We start from the raw sequence: 15,995 nt of genomic DNA on the forward strand, positions 1-15,995 counted from the left end.
CTTTCCAAAGCGCCGCGTGGCAGTTTGTAGCTTTCCTGGGCTGCTGACTGCCACGCGGCATGTTTTTATACTTGATGCGCTCTTTTTTCCTGCTTGCTCTGTGCAGTGCTGCCACTCTCCTGAGCAGCTGCCAGCAACCCACTGCCGACACCCAAGCCACTGCCGCTACGGAAGCTGCTGCCACCTCAGCCCAAACGGAAGCCGAAGCCCGCGCTGCCGTCACCCGGTTTGTAGCCGCTCAGCCCAATCCGGCCCTGTATCAACTCGATTCGGCCAGCGTGGTAGACGTGGATACGCAGTGGCAGGTGCTGGTGCCCCGCACCGACTGGGCCGGCCGAATGCCCAACAAAGCCGCTTTTGAGGTGAGCAAGCAAACCGGCCAGGTGCGCAGCCTGATGGTGAAGTAACCCGTTGGAACGCGGGCAGCACGGTATCTTTGTAGCATGAACTATCGTGCGCAGTACCTTGCCGGCGCTCTGCTGGCCGCTTCCCTCCTGTTTTCCGGTTGCGCTGAAGAGTCCGACACTCCTGCGCCCACACCTCCCGTTGTCTCCGCCATCGACGATGACAATCTGCTGACGATGGGCAACCCCAGCGGAGCCACGGCCGACGTAAACCAGCCCACCAACTACCTGCTCGTCAAGCCGCAATACGCGCTGAGCTACCACCGCGAGCGGGGCATTCCCAACTGGGTGAGCTGGCGCATTGCCACCAGTTGGCTTGGCTCAGCCGACCGCCAGGATGACTTCCGCCCCGATAATACGCTGCCCGCCGGCTGGTACCAGGTGCAGGCCACGGGCTACTCGGGCTCGGGCTTCGACCGGGGCCACAACTGCCCTTCCGCCGACCGCACCAGCACCGTAGCCGACAACTCGGCCACGTTCCTGATGACCAACATGATTCCGCAGGCCCCCAACAACAACCAGCAAACCTGGGCCGACCTGGAAAGCTACTGCCGCACCCTGGTGCGCGCCGGCAATGAGCTTTACGTCATCATGGGCAACTACGGCAAAGGCGGCGTGGGCTCCAGGGGGGCGGCTACTACCGTAGACAATGGCCGCGTGACCGTGCCTGCCCGGGTGTGGAAGGTGATTGTAGTATTGCCCGTGGGTAACAACGATGCGGCCCGCGTCGACTCTGCCACCCGCATTATTGCCGTAGACACGCCTAATGATAATAGCTTAAGCCAGGCCTGGGGCCAGTACAGAACCAGCGTGGATGCCATTGAGGCGGCTACTGGGCTGGACCTGCTTTCAACTGTTCCTTCGGCCGTACAGGCAACTGTAGAGGCGCAGGTGGATAAGGGAGCTACGAATTAGAGCTTCTGTTTGGATAACAGAAAAAGCCGTTGGTTATCGAGGGCATTACCCGTGACAACCAACGGCTTTTTTTCTGTTCCAAGTTTTACCAGCTGGCAATCCGGCAAAATCCCGGGCAGCAGTAGCTAACTGCCAGGAGTAAAGTCAAAGCTGCAAGGATTGTAAGGCAGAACTCTACCCCGCCTACCCTACCACAAACGTGCGCATACTCATGCCGCCGTAGCTCACTTCCTCGTAGGCGTGGCGGATAGCGTCGTCCGGCTCGGCCAGGGCCAGGCTGTAGAGCATTGGGATGTAGTGGTCGGGGGTGGGCACGGAAAGAGGGCCGCTGGCGCCGGCTTGCTGATAGTGAGCCAGGGCCAGCAGGTCGCGCTGGTTTATTTTAACCTTGGCCCACTCATCGAATTCCTGTGCCCAGGCGTAAGGCGTGGCATCGTCCTGCATGAGCTTGGGCATGCTCTGGCGCAGGTTGTGCACGATGTTGCCGCTGCCCAGAATGAGCACGCCGCGGCGGCGCAGAAACTGCAGCTGCCGGGAAAGCTCGGCGTGGTAGGTTATGGGCTTGTAGTAGTCGATGCTGAGCTGGAATACCGGAATATCGGCCTCGGGAAACAGGTGGTGCAGCACCGTCCAGGAGCCGTGGTCGAGGCCCCACTCATCGGTAGGGTGCGCGTCGGGCAGGGCGGCCAGCACTTCTTTTGCCACGTCGGGTGCGCCGGGTGCGGGGTACTGCATGTCGAACAGCTCCTGCGGGAAGCCGCCGAAATCGTGGATGGTTTCGGGCCGCTCGTTTACGGCCACGAAGGTGCCCCGCGTAAGCCAGTGCGCCGACACGACCAGGATGGCCCGCGGGGGCTGCCGGTTACGAATGTCGAGCCCCAGCTGGCGCAGGGTCTGGGTGAACGGGTTATCAGCCAGGGCATTCATGGGCGAGCCGTGCCCTACGAACAGCACGGGCATCTTGGCGGTTTTCTGGAAGCCGCTGGCGGTGTTGTGGAGGTCTTGCAGAGAGTTCATAGCAGAAACAACGGGCAGCGCGCCAAGTAGTCGAAGAAAGTAGCGGCGCTGCATGGGGGTATCGATTTCAACGATAACAAAAGTACCCAGCGTTGGGTAGCAGCGCCTTGATGTAGGATAAGAAATGTGACGTGGTATATTAGCCTCATACCAGCCCTGCTCCTGTCCATAGGGTCCGGGGCCTTGGGCACTGTGGCGCGGAGGCGGGTGGTGGATCTATGAATTATTAAGAAAGCGTCAACTTTAGCTTATATTGCTAACGTCATATATAAAGCCGTAAATGGCGTGCGAACCAAGTGGATATAACCGACAACAACGGCTATAGTCTCAATCCTGTTCACAACCGTGCAAAGTGACAGAAACCAAAAAAATACAACCGCATGAATATTAAACAGCTGATTATCGGAGTTTTACTTGGCGGACTGTTAGGATTTGGTTTGGCGAACTATTTTGCCAAGACCAGCCAACAAGCTCACAGTACCAACGAAACAACAATTGACGGTTCTTCTACAAAGTGGACCTGGCCAGATAGTTTGGACGCCGTAAAAGCGGCGCCTGAAAACCACAAAGTGGTTTATGAGGATAGTACCGTGAGAGTATTGCAAGTCCTTTTGGACGCGCACAAGGAAGAGCCAATCCACACCCACAAATGGAAGAGCATAATGTGGATTGCCAAACCAGCGGTGCCCTGCACAATTTACCAATACAGCCTGAACAGAAATGGGCAATTTGTGGCAAAGGATAGCATAACCATACCACGTATGGACACTAATATTGGGCAGCCGGTTGAGGCAGAAGGTCCAGCAGGAATCAAGAATTTGGGCAATGAGAACGGTATTGCGTACAGGGTTGAATTCAAAAAAGACTTCAAACCGTAACTCGTCATATCAGCCACGGCTTGGCAATAAGCAGCCGCTAACATGAGTGTTAGCGTAGGCGGGCTGAGGTGCATGATTTAACCATATCACACAAAACCGCCCCGTAACATCACGGTTACGGGGCGGTTTTGTGTGATATGGCAAGAGGTGATTACAGAAGTTTATCAATCATTATGGGCAGGTCGCGCACGCGCTTGCCGGTGGCGTGGTACACGGCGTTGGCAATGGCGGCTGCTACGCCCAGCAGGCCTACCTCGCCAATGCCTTTCACGCCCAGTGGGTTCACAATGTCGTCTTCCTCCTCCACAAACAGCACCTCAAGGTCATGGATATCGGCATTAACGGGCACGTGGTACTCGGCGTAGTTGTGGTTCATGTAGCGGCCGAACTTGTGGTCCATCACCGTTTCCTCCATCAGCGCCGCGCTGATGCCCCACACCATGGAGCCCAGCACCTGCGAGCGGGCGGTTTTGAGGTTGAGGATGCGGCCTGCCGCCACGGAGTTGACCACGCGCGTTACGTGGACGGTGCCCAGCTCCTCATCCACTTTCACCTCCGCAAACACCACGTTGTGCGAGTGCATGGAGTAAGGCTGCTGCCTGAGCATATCGGGCATGGCCGAACTGTCGGCTTCTACTTTGGTTTCACCGCTGGTTTGCAGCACGTCGCGGAGTACCACGGCCTGGCTAGCGTCGAGGCGGAGCCGGATCTGGCCGTTCACGAACTCAACGTCTTCCAGCTTAGCGCCTTTGAGGGGCGAGCCTTCCATCTTCTGAGCCAGCTTGAGCAGCTTTTCACCCAGGGCCTCGCAGGTGTTCTTCACGGCCGTACCCACCGAGGCCGCCGTCCAGGAACCGCCTTGTAGTGGCGCTTCGGGCAGGTCGGTATCGCCGAGCTTGAAGGTGACGGCCTCAATGGGCAGCCCCAGCGTTTCGGCCGCAATCTGCGTCATGATGGTATAGGTGCCGGTGCCGTTTTCGCCGGCTGCGCTGGATACCGTCAGGTGCCCGTCGGCGGTGAGGCTGGCCTTGGCCGCCGACTTTTGCTGGGTGGCGTCCCATACGCCGCCGCCCATACCCCAGCCAACCAGCTTGCCATCTTTGTCACGCATGGAGCCCGGGGCCTGGGTGCGCTTCTCCCAGCCAAACTTGGCTGCGCCCTGGTGGTAGCAGTCGCGCAGCTTTTTGCTGGAGAAGGGCTTTTTCAGGTTCTGGTCCTGCTCGGCGTAGTTGCGCAGGCGGAACTCCAGCGGGTCGAGGCCGGCGGCATACGCCATTTCGTCCATGGCTATTTCCAGCCCGATGGAGCCGGTAGCCGCGCCGGGGGCGCGCATATCCAGAGGTGTATACACGTCGAGCTTGGCCAGCTGGTAGCCCAGCTTTACGTTGTCGCACTGGTAGAGCATGCCACTCCAGTTCACCACGTTTTCGGTGTAGTCCTCAAACTGCGAGGTTTCGTGGAGGGCGTGGTGTTGCAGGGCCGCCAGGGTGCCATCGGCGTTGGTGGCCAGCTTGAGGTACTGCAGCGTGTGGGGCCGGTGCCCGAAGGAGAACATCTGCTGGCGGGTGAGCGTGACGCGCACCGAGCGTTTGAGTTCCAGGGCCGCCAGCACGGCCAGAAACACCTGGTACTGCGGCCGCAAACCCGCGCCGAAGCCTCCGCCCATGTACTCGTTCACTACCCGACAGTCGTCCTTCTTCAACCCGAAGATTTTGGTGAGGTACTGCTGCACGTTGTACACGCCCTGGGTTTTGTCGTAGGCCGTGATTTTGCCGTCGTCATGGTACTCGGCCGTGGTGGCAAACAGCTCCATGGGGTTGTGGTGCTGGGCGCCATGCATGTACTCGGCCTCCATGCGGTGTGGCGCTTCTTCCCAGGCTTTGTCGGGGTTGCCGCGGGGCGGCGGCGGGGGCATCCAGCCGGTTTTGCCACGGCCCGGCTCAAAGCCCTCGTCGCGCTTGGTTTCGAGGTCGGTTTCGTGCTTGTCCTCCTCATACTCCAGGCGTAGCAGGGAAGCCGCGTAGCGGGCTACCTCAAGGCTTTCGGCTACCACCAGAGCCACGGGCTGCTGGCTGAACTTCACCTCGTTATCGTGCAGGGGCCGGAAAGGCGAGCCGCCGGGGGCTACGTCGTCCTTGTAGCTTCGGTCAAACCAGGCCAGCGAAGGCACGTTTTCGTGGGAGAAAACCTGGAGCACGCCGGGCAGCGCCAGCACCTCGTCGGCGTGGATTCTGGTGATTTTGCCCTTGGCAATGGGGCTACTGACAACCCAGCCGTAGGTCAGGCCAGGCACGTTGTACTCGGCCGAGTACTTGGCCGCGCCGGTTACTTTCGCCGGACCATCAACGCGGCTGGTGGGCTTGCCTATGTGGTTGGTCGTGCTCATGGATTCGAGTTTAGAAAGACGTCGGATGCGGTTTGCGAGCCTTCGGCGGCCTGCCGGAGTGCCCGCACAATGGCGCGCCGGGCCAGCTCAATCTTGAAGTCGTTGGAGCCCTGGCCTTGGGCGTTTTCCAGTACTTTGGCGGCCACGCGGGCAAAGGTTTCGGCGGTGGCGGGCTGGCCTTTGAGCAGGTTTTCGGCTTCCTGATCACGCCAGGGCTTATGAGCTACGCCGCCCAAGGCCAGGCGGGCATCCGTGATGGTGTTGCCGTCCAGCTCCAGGGCCGCTGCCACCGAAACCAGGGCAAAAGCGTAGCTGCTCCGGTCGCGCAGCTTCAGGTAGCTGAAGTTCTTCTCGAAGCCTTTGGCCGGTAAGTCTAAGCTGACAATCAGCTCGCCGGGCTCCAGGGTGTTGTCTTTTTCGGGCCGGTCGCCGGGCAGGCGGTGGAAGTCCTCAAAGGCAATACTCCGTTCCCCGCCCGGCCCGCTCACGCGCACCGTGGGAGCCAGCGCGGCCAGGGCCACGCACATGTCGCTCGGGTGGGTGGCAATGCACGCCTCGCTGGTGCCCAGAATAGCGTGGATGCGGTTGTAGCCGCCAATGGCCGAGCAGCCCGAGCCGGGCTCCCGCTTGTTGCAGGGCGTGGCCAGATCGTAGAAGTAGTAGCAGCGGGTGCGCTGCATGAGGTTGCCGCCGTTGGTGGCCATGTTGCGCAGCTGCGGCGAGGCCCCGGCCAGAATGGCCTGGTTCAGCAGCGGGTAGCGGCTTTTCACGTCTTCGTTCCAGGCGGTATCGGCGTTGGTGGCAGTGGCACCCAGCCGCAGCCCCCCGTCGGGCAGGGCTTCTATAGCGGCTAGCGGCAGCTTGCCCACGCTCACGAGGTGGGTGGGGCGCTCCACGTTTTCCTTCATCAAATCGATGAGGTTGGTGCCGCCCCCGATGTAGGCAGAGTTGCTGTGCCCGGCCTTATCACGCACGGCATCATCGACGGCCGTGGCGCGGTGGTAGGTGAATGGGTTCATTTAGGAGAGCTTAGAAGTTAGAGTTGAGAGCTTAGTATGGACATGAAGTACCGAAGACAGAACCTGCTAAGCTCTACCTTCTATGCTCTAAGCTCTGCTTATCCACTACTTCCTTCACGGCGTTCAGAATGCCTACGTAGGCCCCGCAGCGGCAGACGTTGCCGCTCATCAGCTCCCGAATCTCGTCTTCCGTGCGGGCCTTGCTTTCGTTGATGAGGCCCTGGGCCGAGCAGATCTGGCCGGGCGTGCAGTAGCCGCACTGGAAGGCGTCGTGGTCGATGAAGGCCTGCTGCAGGGGGTGAAGGCTTTCGGTGGTGCCCAGGCCTTCGATGGTCGTAATTTCCTCGCCCTCGTGCATCACCGCCAGCGACAGGCAGCTATTGATGCGTCTGCCATCGACCAGCACCGTGCAGGCCCCGCACTGGCCATGGTCGCAGCCTTTCTTGGTGCCGGTAAGGTTGAGGTATTCGCGCAGGGCGTCGAGCAGGGTGGTCCAGGGAGCAAGCTGGAGAGTATGCTGCTGGCCGTTGATGGTGAGATGAACCGGGCCGGCAGACGGCGGCGCGGCCACTCCGCCGGCGCGGGCCGGTGCGTTGGTCGGTTGCTGGGGCATAGAAAGAAAGCTGGTTGTGGGTGAAGGGCTGGCGCTGCAACACGGGCAGTTGCTTTGGCTTACGGGGTTCAACCGGCGCACGTTATGCTCCCGGCCCGATTTTTCCCTCCTATAATCCTATATTTAATCTCAACCAGCCGCGAGGGACTACCGCTTAGGTTATTTAGCCTTTAACCATATTCTTTCTAAATTTCTCCGGCCCGTTCTTCAACGCTGCTTGAAGCCCGCTTCCGGCTTACGTTATATTCGTTTATACACGACTAGCCAGTGCCCGGGCTCACTTGCGCAACCAGCCGCCGGCCGGTTGGTACGGCAACAGACCTGGGATTTAGAGCGTGTTTGGGAATTAGGTTCGGGCCAAAAGAAACGAGCCAGTAAGTTGCGTGGGGAGTTCCTAGGCTCCTTTTCGCTTTATGGGTGAGTGCTATCAACCCCTTACTGACTCGCAGTGGCAAGTTATTGCGCCGCTGCTGCCCCTGCAACGCAAGCGCCGCTTGTGTTTGCGCCAAGTCGTTGACGCGTTGCGCTACGTGTGCCGCACGGGCTGCCAGTGGCGCAGCCTGCCGGCGTGTTTCCCGCCCTGGTCGGCGGTGTACTACTATTTCGCCCGCTGGCAAGCCACCGGCACGCTGCAACGGCTTAACGAGGCCGGCAACCGCGCCGACCGGCTGGCGAGTCAGCGCTTGCCCACCCCGTCGCTGGCCCTAGTCGACGCGCAAAGCGTCAAACTGGCCCCGCGCCTGAACCAGCAGCGCGGCCTCGACGCGCACAAACGGGTGAACGGCCGCAAGCGCCAGGTCCTGTGCGACACGGGCGGCCGCATCTGGCAGGTGGTCGTGCACGCGGCCAGCGGACACGACAGCCGGGCGGCCCACCCGCTCTTGCCCCGGCGCGAGCAGCTGCGCCCGGCCTGGGCCAGCCGGCTGCGCACCGTGCTCACCGACCGGGCCTACCACGGTCGTTTTGCGCAGCAGGTCCGGGCCTTGGGCTGGCAGCACCAAGTGGCCAGCCGCCCGCCCAGTGCCGACCGGGGCTTCGTGCCCGTGGCCCAGCGCTGGGTCGTGGAGCGCACCTTCGCCTGGCTCAACTGCTTTCGGCGCATCGTCGTGGATTACGAGCGCACCCCGGCCAGCCATGCGGCCTGGATACTGCTCGCCAATCTGACCATGACGTTACGACGTGCTACAACCGAGTGAATTCCCAAACACCCTCTTAACCGGCCGGCTAGCCTTTGGCCCGCTCAGCCCGGATGCGGCTCAGGGATTCGGGGGTAATGCCCAGGTAGGCTGCAATATGACGCTGGGGCAGCCGCTGCCCCAGCGTAGGATAAAGCTGCAGAAACTCCTGATACCGGGCTTCGGCCGGGACGCTGAGCACGCCAATCAGCCGCCGCTGCATAGCTGCCAGGCTGCGCTGTAGCAGCTCGTAGAAAAACGCCTGGAACGCCGGCCCAAAGGCAGAAAGCTGGGCGTAGAAACCGGCCCCGAAGAGCAGCACCTCGGAATCTTCCAGGGCATCAATGGAAAACAGCGCGGGCTCGTGGCAGCGGATACTGTGCTGATCGGCAATCCACCAGTTTTCGGGAGCGAACTGCAGGATGTGCTCTTTCTGGCGCTCATCCGTGACGTAGCTGCGCAGGCAGCCGCGCACCACAAAGGCCCCGTAGCGCGCCGCCTCGCCCTGCCGCCCCAGCACCTCGCCTTTTGCCAGATGGCGCGGGGTAAGCAGGCCGGCCAATTCGTTGAGTTGAGTTTCAGTGAGCGGGAGTTTGTCACGGAAATAAGCGCGGAGGGCGTCGAGAATGATTGTATTCGTAGTTGTCATCCTGAGCTTGTGCAAGACCTTTCTGCGGCCTGATGGTTCAACTATTTTAGCCCGCAGAAGACGCCGAGGTATTTCGGAATAGTCAGCGCAAACTTAGGCTGACGAGTAAGGACTTATACCCGACGCGCCTCCTGTAAGCAATAAGAAGCTGTTTAAGTTAGCGAGTAGCTTTGGGGATGCAGCAAAAGCGTTACAGTTCGGATCTAACGGAGCGTCAGTGGGCAAAGCTGGCGCCGTTGCTGGTGGTGCAGCGCACGAGCAAGTGGCCGTTGCGAGCGGTAGTAAACGGCATTTTCTACGTGCTCAAGAACGGCTGCGTGTGGCGCGACGTGCCGGCGGACTTTCCACCCTGGCCGACGGTGTACTACTATTTCACCAAGTGGACAGCGGATGGCAGCTGGCAACGGGTCAGTGCTTGTTTGACGATTGAGGCCCGGGAGCGGGCAAAAAAAATGCCCAGCCCACCGAGGCCATCCTCGACAGCCAAAGCGTGAAAAACACGGCCACCAGTACGCGTTGCGTGGGCTACGACGCGGGCAAATGCATCAAGGGCCGCAAGCGCTTTTTCCTGGTGGATACGCTGGGCAACCTGCTCGCCTGCTGCGTGGTCGCCGCCCACTGCCACGACGGCGCCAGCACGGCCCGCTTCTGGGACGCACTGGCGCTGGACAACGAACTACTTGACCGGCTGCAGATCGTGTTCGTGGACGGCGGCTTTGGCCGCTGCTTTCGCCAGCACCTGGCGGGCCGGGGTGTACTGGCGCAGGTACCCAAGGGCGTAGTGGCCGACAAAGGCCGTTTTTTTATCCACACCAAGCGCTGGGTGGTGGAGCGCAGCATTGCCTGGGCCGGCAACAACCGCCGCTTGGCCAAAGACTACGAACGGAAAACGCAGCATGCCAACGCCTGGCTCTACCTAGCCAACATCCGACGACTCACCAAGCTAACTTAAACAGCTTCTAAGAAAACTGCCGCGCAACCAGGTTTCAGCCGCTGCTTTCGGCGCTGCTTACGTCAGCAACAACTCCATCTGGATGTTGCACCGCTCGTAGGGGGAAGGCTGGCCCGCCACGGTTTTCTGAAAGCCCAGCTTGTGGTAGAGTTGAATAGCGGGCTTGAGCTTGGTGTTGCTTTCCAGATACAGCCGCCGCGCCCCCAGAGTCCGGGCCCGGGCAATGGCGGCTTCGCCCAGCCGAAACCCGATACCCAGCCCCTGGGCGGTGGGCGCTACGGCCATTTTCGCCAGCTCGTACGTTTCATCTTCCATCCAAAGCAAAGCACAGGCGCCTACAATCTGGCTCTGGTACGCGGCCAGCAGAATGTGCCCGCCCTTCTCCAGAATGTACGTATCGGGATGGTCGAGGGCGAGCAGGTCGGGCGCTTCCACGCGGAAGTACTGCTCAATCCAGGTCAGGTTCAGCTGTTTGAAATCGGGCTGGTATTGGGGCTCGTAGTCGAGGATGCGTACTTCGCTGCCCAGCCGCTCACTGCGCATGGCTTTCACCCGGCTGGCCAGGCTCTGGCGCGACAGGGCGTACTCCACTTCCTCAATGGCCAGCCACAAATTGTGGCGGGTTTCGGCCAGCAGTGCTTCAGTAGCCTGGCGCACATCGGCGGTTTGCTCCTGCAGAGCCGGCCATAAGCTCGCGCCTTTGTCGGTGAGGGTAATGATGCTGCGGCGCTGGTCGGTTTCGCCCCTTTGCACCTCCACCAAACCATGTTTCACGAGGTCTTTCACTACCTGACTTACGGCGGCGTGCGTTTGGCCGATTTGCTCGGCAATGTCGCTCACGTGCCGGGTAGAATCGGCCGCTACGCTCCAGAATACCGGAAACCACCGGGGCTCGAGGGTAACTGGTAGCTGGCATACACCTCCGCAGCCTGGGAGGTCATCAGGTCATTCAAACGGCGCAACCGGCTTCCCAGCGCGGCGGGGCCAACTTTGGCGAAGAAATTCATTCAGCAAATGTAAAATATTTACGTAAGCACTTACATTTATTTAAGCGTAGTTTTAATTCTTCTTACTCTTTAGCAAAGGCAAAGTGGTTCTGCCGCCCGAAACCACTGGATCAATTGCTGACATTCAGACCTGCCACCACGCTTCTGTCCAGTAAAGGCGGAAGGCAAAGATGAAGTGACACCGTTTTTTGGGCAGTAAATGACGAGGTAGCCTGGGGTTTGAAATTGTAGCGGCTGCGCCCCGTTTTTACGCTGTTTGGGTTAGGCAACCGTCGCCAATACGCGGCTTTGGCGGGTTTAAGCGGCAAAATGCGGCAAAATCAGCGCGAGTTAGAAACCGGAAAACCACCGCAGCGGCAATGGTTTGGGCAGGCGCATCTTGCTAGGTTTCTACTTCGGACCTACTGCCGGGGGTCATTTTTTAACGTTGAACTCTGATGTCTCCCATGGAGCTAGCTGCGCCTCAGGGCCTATACCGGCCCGAATTCGAACACGACGCCTGCGGTACGGGCTTTATTGCTTACGTCGATGGTCGTCGGTCGCACCAGATTGTGACTGATGCGCTGACGATTCTGGAAAATATGGAGCACCGCGGTGCCTGCGGCTGCGATGCCGACTCCGGCGACGGGGCAGGCATTCTGCTGCAGCTGCCCCACTGGTTTTTCCTGGAGGAATGCACCACCTTGGGCATCCGCCTGCCCGAGCCGGGCGAGTACGGCGTGGGCATGGCATTCCTGCCCAAAAGCAGGAGTGCGCGCCAGGCCTGCCGCGAAATCATTGATGCGGCCGCCGCGCAGCTGGGCTTTCCGGTACTGGGCTACCGGCCGGTACCAGTGAATCCGGCTGGCATTGGCCACACCGCTTTGTCGGGTGAGCCGGCCATTGAGCAGCTGTTTGTGGGCCGCCCGGCCGGCGTGACTACGCCCGAGGATTTTGAGCGTAAGCTCTATGTGCTGCGCCGCCTCATCAGCCGCGAGGTAACTGCCAGCCTGCCGGAGGAAGAAGTGTACTTCACGTCCCTTTCCTGCCGCGTCATCATCTATAAAGGTCAGCTGACCACCTACCAGGTACGCGGCTACTTCCCCGAGCTGTCGGACGAGCGGGTGACGTCGGGCATCGGCATGGTGCACTCGCGCTTCTCCACCAATACCTTTCCCTCGTGGCGGCTGGCCCAGCCTTTCCGGCTCATGGCCCACAACGGGGAAATCAATACCCTGCGCGGCAACCTGAACTGGTTTTACGCCGGCCTTCCCTCCTACCTCTCGCCGTATTTCAGCGCGGAGGAAATGGAGATTTTGCTGCCCGTCATCGATGCCAACCAGTCGGACTCGGCCTGCCTCGACAATATCGTGGAGCTGCTGCTCCACTGCGGCCGCCCACTGCCCCACGTGATGATGATGCTCGTGCCCGAGGCCTGGGACGGCAACGAGCAGATGGACCCGCTCAAAAAGGCCTTCTACGAGTTCCATGCCACCTTTATGGCCCCCTGGGATGGCCCGGCCGCTCTGCTTTTCACCGATGGCCGCATGATTGGGGCCATGCTGGACCGCAACGGTCTGCGCCCTTTGCGCTACGCCTTCACCAACGACGGACGGGTGCTGGTAGCCTCCGAGGCCGGCGTGCTGGGTGTGGGACTGCCCGAAGCCAGCGTGGTGCGCAAAGGCCGCCTGCAGCCGGGCAAAATGCTGCTCATCGACACTGTAGCCGGCCAAATTATCACCGATGAAGAGCTGAAAGCCCAGGCCGCCAGCCGCCAGCCCTACGGCCAGTGGCTGAGCGAGTACCAGATCCGGCTGGAAGAGCTGCCCGAGCCCCGGCTGGTATTCACTGACCTGGCGGCCGAGTCGGTATTCAAGTACCACCAAGTATTTGGCTACACCCGCGAGGATATTGATACGATTCTCACGCCAATGGCCGTGGAGGGCAAGGAGCCCATCGGCTCCATGGGCGTGGACTCGCCGCTGGCCGTGCTTTCCGACCAGCCCCAGCACCTGAGCAGCTACTTCAAGCAGTTCTTTGCCCAGGTCACCAACCCGCCCATCGACCCCATCCGGGAGCGGCTGGTGATGAGTCTGGCCACCTTTATCGGCAACAACGGCAACATCCTGGATGAGGACAAGATGCACTGCCACTGCGTGGCTTTGCGCCAGCCTATCCTTACCAACCACGAGCTGGAAAAGCTGCGCAGCATCGACACCGGCCTGTTCAACGCCAAAACCATTAATACCTACTTCCGGGCCGATGGCAAGCCGGGCGCGCTGCAGGCCGGTCTGGCGCGCCTGTGCCGCTACGCCGAGGACGCAGTGGACGACGGCTTCGAAGTACTGATTCTCTCCGACCGGGCCCTCGACTCGGAGCACGCGGCCATTCCTTCCTTGCTGGCCGTGTCGGCGGTGCATCACCACCTCATCCGCAAGGGCTACCGGGGTTCGGTGGGCCTGGTAGTGGAGGCCGGCGACGCCTGGGAAGTGCACCATTTTGCCTGTCTGCTGGCTTTCGGTGCTACGGCTATCAACCCGTACCTGGCTTTGAGCACCATCCGCACCCTGCACTATGAAGGACGGCTGGGCGCGGGCCTTGCGGTGCCCAAGCTGGAAGCCAACTATCAGAAAGCCGTGTGCGACGGGCTGCTGAAGATCTTCTCGAAGATGGGCATTAGCACCCTGCAGAGCTACCACGGCGCGCAGGTGTTTGAAATTCTCGGCATTAACCGCGCCGTGGTAGACCAGTATTTTACCGGCGCCGTGACGCGAATCGGCGGACTGGGACTCGATGAAATTGCTCACGAAACGCTGTTCAAGCACTTCCAGGGCTTCCGCACCAGCACGCTTGAAGAGCAGAACCTGCTGCCCGAAGGCGGCGTGTACCAGTGGCGCCGCCGGGGCGAAGCGCACCAGTTCAACCCCGAAACGGTGCACCTGCTCCAGCACGCCACCCGCACCGGCTCCTACGAAACCTACCAGCGCTACGCCCGGCTGGTGAATACTCCCGGCAAAAGCGCCTTCACCCTGCGGGGCCTGCTCGACTTTGCCCACCACCGCCCGGCCGTGCCGCTGGAAGAGGTAGAGCCGGCCGAAAACATCATGCGGCGCTTTGCCACTGGGGCCATGTCATTCGGCTCGATTTCGCACGAGGCGCACAGCACCCTGGCCATTGCCATGAACCGCATCGGGGGCAAAAGCAACACGGGTGAGGGCGGCGAAGACCCCATGCGCTACGAGGTGATGGAAAATGGCGACTCCATGCGCTCGGCCATCAAGCAGGTGGCCTCGGCCCGCTTCGGCGTGACGGCCCACTACCTCACCAACGCCGACGAGCTGCAGATCAAGATGGCCCAGGGTGCCAAGCCGGGGGAAGGAGGCCAGCTGCCCGGCCACAAGGTGGACGAGTGGATTGCGAAGGTGCGTCACGCCACGCCCGGCGTGGGCCTCATCTCGCCTCCACCCCACCACGACATCTACTCCATTGAGGATCTGGCCCAGCTGATTTTCGACCTCAAAAATGCCAACCGTTCCGCCCGCATCAACGTGAAGCTAGTGAGCAAGGCCGGGGTGGGCACCATTGCGGCCGGTGTGGCCAAAGCCCATGCCGACGTGATTCTGATTGCCGGTTACGACGGCGGCACCGGCGCTTCGCCCCTGAGCTCTATCCGCCACGCCGGGCTGCCCTGGGAACTGGGCCTGGCCGAAGCCCACCAGACGCTGGTGCGCAACCAGCTCCGCAGCCGCGTGGTACTGCAGGCCGACGGGCAACTGAAAACCGGCCGCGACCTGGCCATTGCTACCCTGCTGGGAGCCGAGGAATGGGGCGTGGCCACGGCCGCGCTGGTGGCCGGCGGCTGCGTAATGATGCGCAAATGTCACCTCAACACCTGCCCCGTAGGCGTAGCCACCCAGGACCCGGAGCTGCGCCGTTTGTTCAGCGGGCAGCCCGAGCACATTGTAAACCTGTTCCGGTTTCTGGCCGAGGAGCTGCGCGAAATCATGGCCGAGCTGGGTTTCCGCACCATCAACGAAATGGTGGGCCGGGCGCAGTTTCTCAAGCCCCGCCCCAATATTCAGCACTGGAAAGCCCGTCACCTCGACCTGCGCGACCTGCTCTACCTCACCTCCCCGGAACCGGGCAGCACCCTGCACCAGAGCGAGGAGCAGGACCACGGCCTGAGTGGCATCCTCGACTGGCAGCTGCTGGAGCACGCCCGCCCGGCCCTAGAGCGTCAGCAGCCCGTGCAGGCCGAGTTTGCCGTTCGCAACATCGACCGTACCATCGGCACGCTGCTTTCCAACGAAATCACCAAGCGCTACCACGCCGCCGGCCTGCCCGAAGGCACCATCAGCTACACGTTTCGGGGAGCAGCGGGGCAGAGCTTTGGGGCGTTTAGCGTACGGGGCCTCGCCTTCCGCCTCGAAGGTGAAGCCAACGACTACGTGGGCAAGGGCCTGAGTGGGGCGCGCCTGATCATTCACCCCGCCCCGGATGCCAGCTTTGTGCCCGAGCAGAACATCATCATCGGCAACGTAGCCCTCTACGGTGCTACCTCCGGTGAGCTGTTTGTGCGCGGACAGGCCGGGGAACGGTTTGCCGTGCGCAACTCCGGGGCTACGGCCGTGGTGGAAGGCGTGGGCGACCATGGCTGCGAGTACATGACAGGTGGGCGCGCCCTCATTCTGGGGCGCACTGGCCGCAACTTCGCCGCCGGTATGAGCGGGGGCATTGCCTGGGTCTACGATGCCGATGGCTCCTTCCCTCAGAACTGCAACCCCGAAATGGTGGAGCTTGATCCGCTCGACGCCGACGACGAAGCCCACATCCAGAACCTGCTTCGACAGCACAGCGAGCTAACCGGCAGCCAGCTGGCCGCCTTCCTGCTGGGCAACTGGCCCGAAGAAGCCCGGAAATTTGTGAAGGTGTTCCCGAGCGAATACAAGAAGGTGCTGCAAAAGGCGCGGGTAGCCGCGGTTTAGCTTCCATTTCATCCAG

At 61.1% G+C, this 15,995-nt stretch carries 13 protein-coding genes and 1 pseudogene; 7 read left to right on the forward strand and 7 right to left on the reverse strand.

Annotated elements, in window-relative coordinates; translation table 11 throughout:
* Positions 1-74: 74 nt before the first annotated feature.
* The gene (locus tag LRS06_RS01745) at positions 75-407 is read left to right on the forward strand and encodes a hypothetical protein (protein ID WP_257869891.1); all 333 of its coding nucleotides are present in this window, start codon (positions 75-77) and stop codon (positions 405-407) included.
* A gap of 36 nt (positions 408-443) precedes the next feature.
* Positions 444-1,319: a DNA/RNA non-specific endonuclease gene (locus tag LRS06_RS01750; RefSeq protein ID WP_257869892.1), complete on the forward strand. Its 876-nt coding sequence runs from the start codon at positions 444-446 to the stop codon at positions 1,317-1,319.
* A 183-nt stretch (positions 1,320-1,502) separates the two neighbouring features.
* On the opposite strand, the gene ygiD is transcribed toward LRS06_RS01750, so the two are convergent.
* Positions 1,503-2,336, reverse strand: coding sequence for a 4,5-DOPA dioxygenase extradiol (gene ygiD / locus LRS06_RS01755; RefSeq protein WP_257869893.1), 834 nt, complete (start codon positions 2,334-2,336; stop codon positions 1,503-1,505).
* 380 nt (positions 2,337-2,716) lie between these two features.
* Here ygiD and LRS06_RS01760 point away from each other — a divergent pair, with 380 nt between their 5' ends.
* The gene (locus LRS06_RS01760; protein WP_257869894.1) at positions 2,717-3,214 is read left to right on the forward strand and encodes a hypothetical protein; all 498 of its coding nucleotides are present in this window, start codon (positions 2,717-2,719) and stop codon (positions 3,212-3,214) included.
* A gap of 151 nt (positions 3,215-3,365) precedes the next feature.
* On the opposite strand, the gene LRS06_RS01765 is transcribed toward LRS06_RS01760, so the two are convergent.
* The 3 genes from LRS06_RS01765 to LRS06_RS01775 all read right to left on the reverse strand — a co-directional run bounded on the left by LRS06_RS01765 (position 3,366) and on the right by LRS06_RS01775 (position 7,232).
* Entirely contained in the window at positions 3,366-5,600 is a 2,235-nt protein-coding gene (locus LRS06_RS01765; protein ID WP_257869895.1) for a xanthine dehydrogenase family protein molybdopterin-binding subunit, read from the reverse strand.
* Entirely contained in the window at positions 5,597-6,619 is a 1,023-nt protein-coding gene (locus LRS06_RS01770) for a xanthine dehydrogenase family protein subunit M (protein WP_257869896.1), read from the reverse strand. The genes LRS06_RS01765 and LRS06_RS01770 overlap by 4 nt, the downstream gene beginning before the upstream one ends.
* Before the next feature lie 73 nt (positions 6,620-6,692).
* Positions 6,693-7,232 (reverse strand): (2Fe-2S)-binding protein, encoded by a 540-nt coding sequence (locus tag LRS06_RS01775; protein WP_257869897.1) that lies wholly within the window; start codon positions 7,230-7,232, stop codon positions 6,693-6,695.
* A gap of 413 nt (positions 7,233-7,645) precedes the next feature.
* Here LRS06_RS01775 and LRS06_RS01780 point away from each other — a divergent pair, with 413 nt between their 5' ends.
* Entirely contained in the window at positions 7,646-8,428 is a 783-nt protein-coding gene (locus LRS06_RS01780; RefSeq protein WP_257869898.1) for an IS5 family transposase, read from the forward strand.
* A 28-nt stretch (positions 8,429-8,456) separates the two neighbouring features.
* Here LRS06_RS01780 and LRS06_RS01785 read toward each other — a convergent pair whose 3' ends face one another.
* Positions 8,457-9,056, reverse strand: coding sequence for a Crp/Fnr family transcriptional regulator (locus tag LRS06_RS01785; protein ID WP_257869899.1), 600 nt, complete (start codon positions 9,054-9,056; stop codon positions 8,457-8,459).
* 176 nt (positions 9,057-9,232) lie between these two features.
* On the opposite strand from LRS06_RS01785, the gene LRS06_RS01790 reads away from it, so the two are divergent.
* Both LRS06_RS01790 and LRS06_RS01795 read left to right on the forward strand, forming a co-directional pair.
* A complete protein-coding gene (locus LRS06_RS01790; RefSeq protein ID WP_257869900.1) occupies positions 9,233-9,550 on the forward strand; it encodes a transposase in 318 nt (105 codons plus the stop codon).
* The gene (locus LRS06_RS01795; RefSeq protein WP_257869901.1) at positions 9,547-10,008 is read left to right on the forward strand and encodes a transposase; all 462 of its coding nucleotides are present in this window, start codon (positions 9,547-9,549) and stop codon (positions 10,006-10,008) included. Before LRS06_RS01790 ends, LRS06_RS01795 begins: the two co-directional genes overlap by 4 nt.
* 57 nt (positions 10,009-10,065) lie before the next feature.
* On the opposite strand, the gene LRS06_RS01800 is transcribed toward LRS06_RS01795, so the two are convergent.
* Both LRS06_RS01800 and LRS06_RS01805 read right to left on the reverse strand, forming a co-directional pair.
* Positions 10,066-10,551 (reverse strand): GNAT family N-acetyltransferase, encoded by a 486-nt coding sequence (locus LRS06_RS01800; RefSeq protein WP_257873357.1) that lies wholly within the window; start codon positions 10,549-10,551, stop codon positions 10,066-10,068.
* A 165-nt stretch (positions 10,552-10,716) separates the two neighbouring features.
* A pseudogene (locus tag LRS06_RS01805) lies at positions 10,717-10,893 on the reverse strand (MarR family transcriptional regulator); the annotation flags it as partial.
* 559 nt (positions 10,894-11,452) lie between these two features.
* On the opposite strand from LRS06_RS01805, the gene gltB reads away from it, so the two are divergent.
* Positions 11,453-15,979, forward strand: coding sequence for a glutamate synthase large subunit (gene gltB, locus LRS06_RS01810; protein ID WP_257869902.1), 4,527 nt, complete (start codon positions 11,453-11,455; stop codon positions 15,977-15,979).
* Positions 15,980-15,995 lie beyond the last annotated feature (16 nt).

The sequence above is a fragment of the Hymenobacter sp. J193 genome (assembly GCF_024700075.1).
In the GTDB taxonomy this organism is placed as follows: Bacteria; Bacteroidota; Bacteroidia; order Cytophagales; family Hymenobacteraceae; genus Hymenobacter.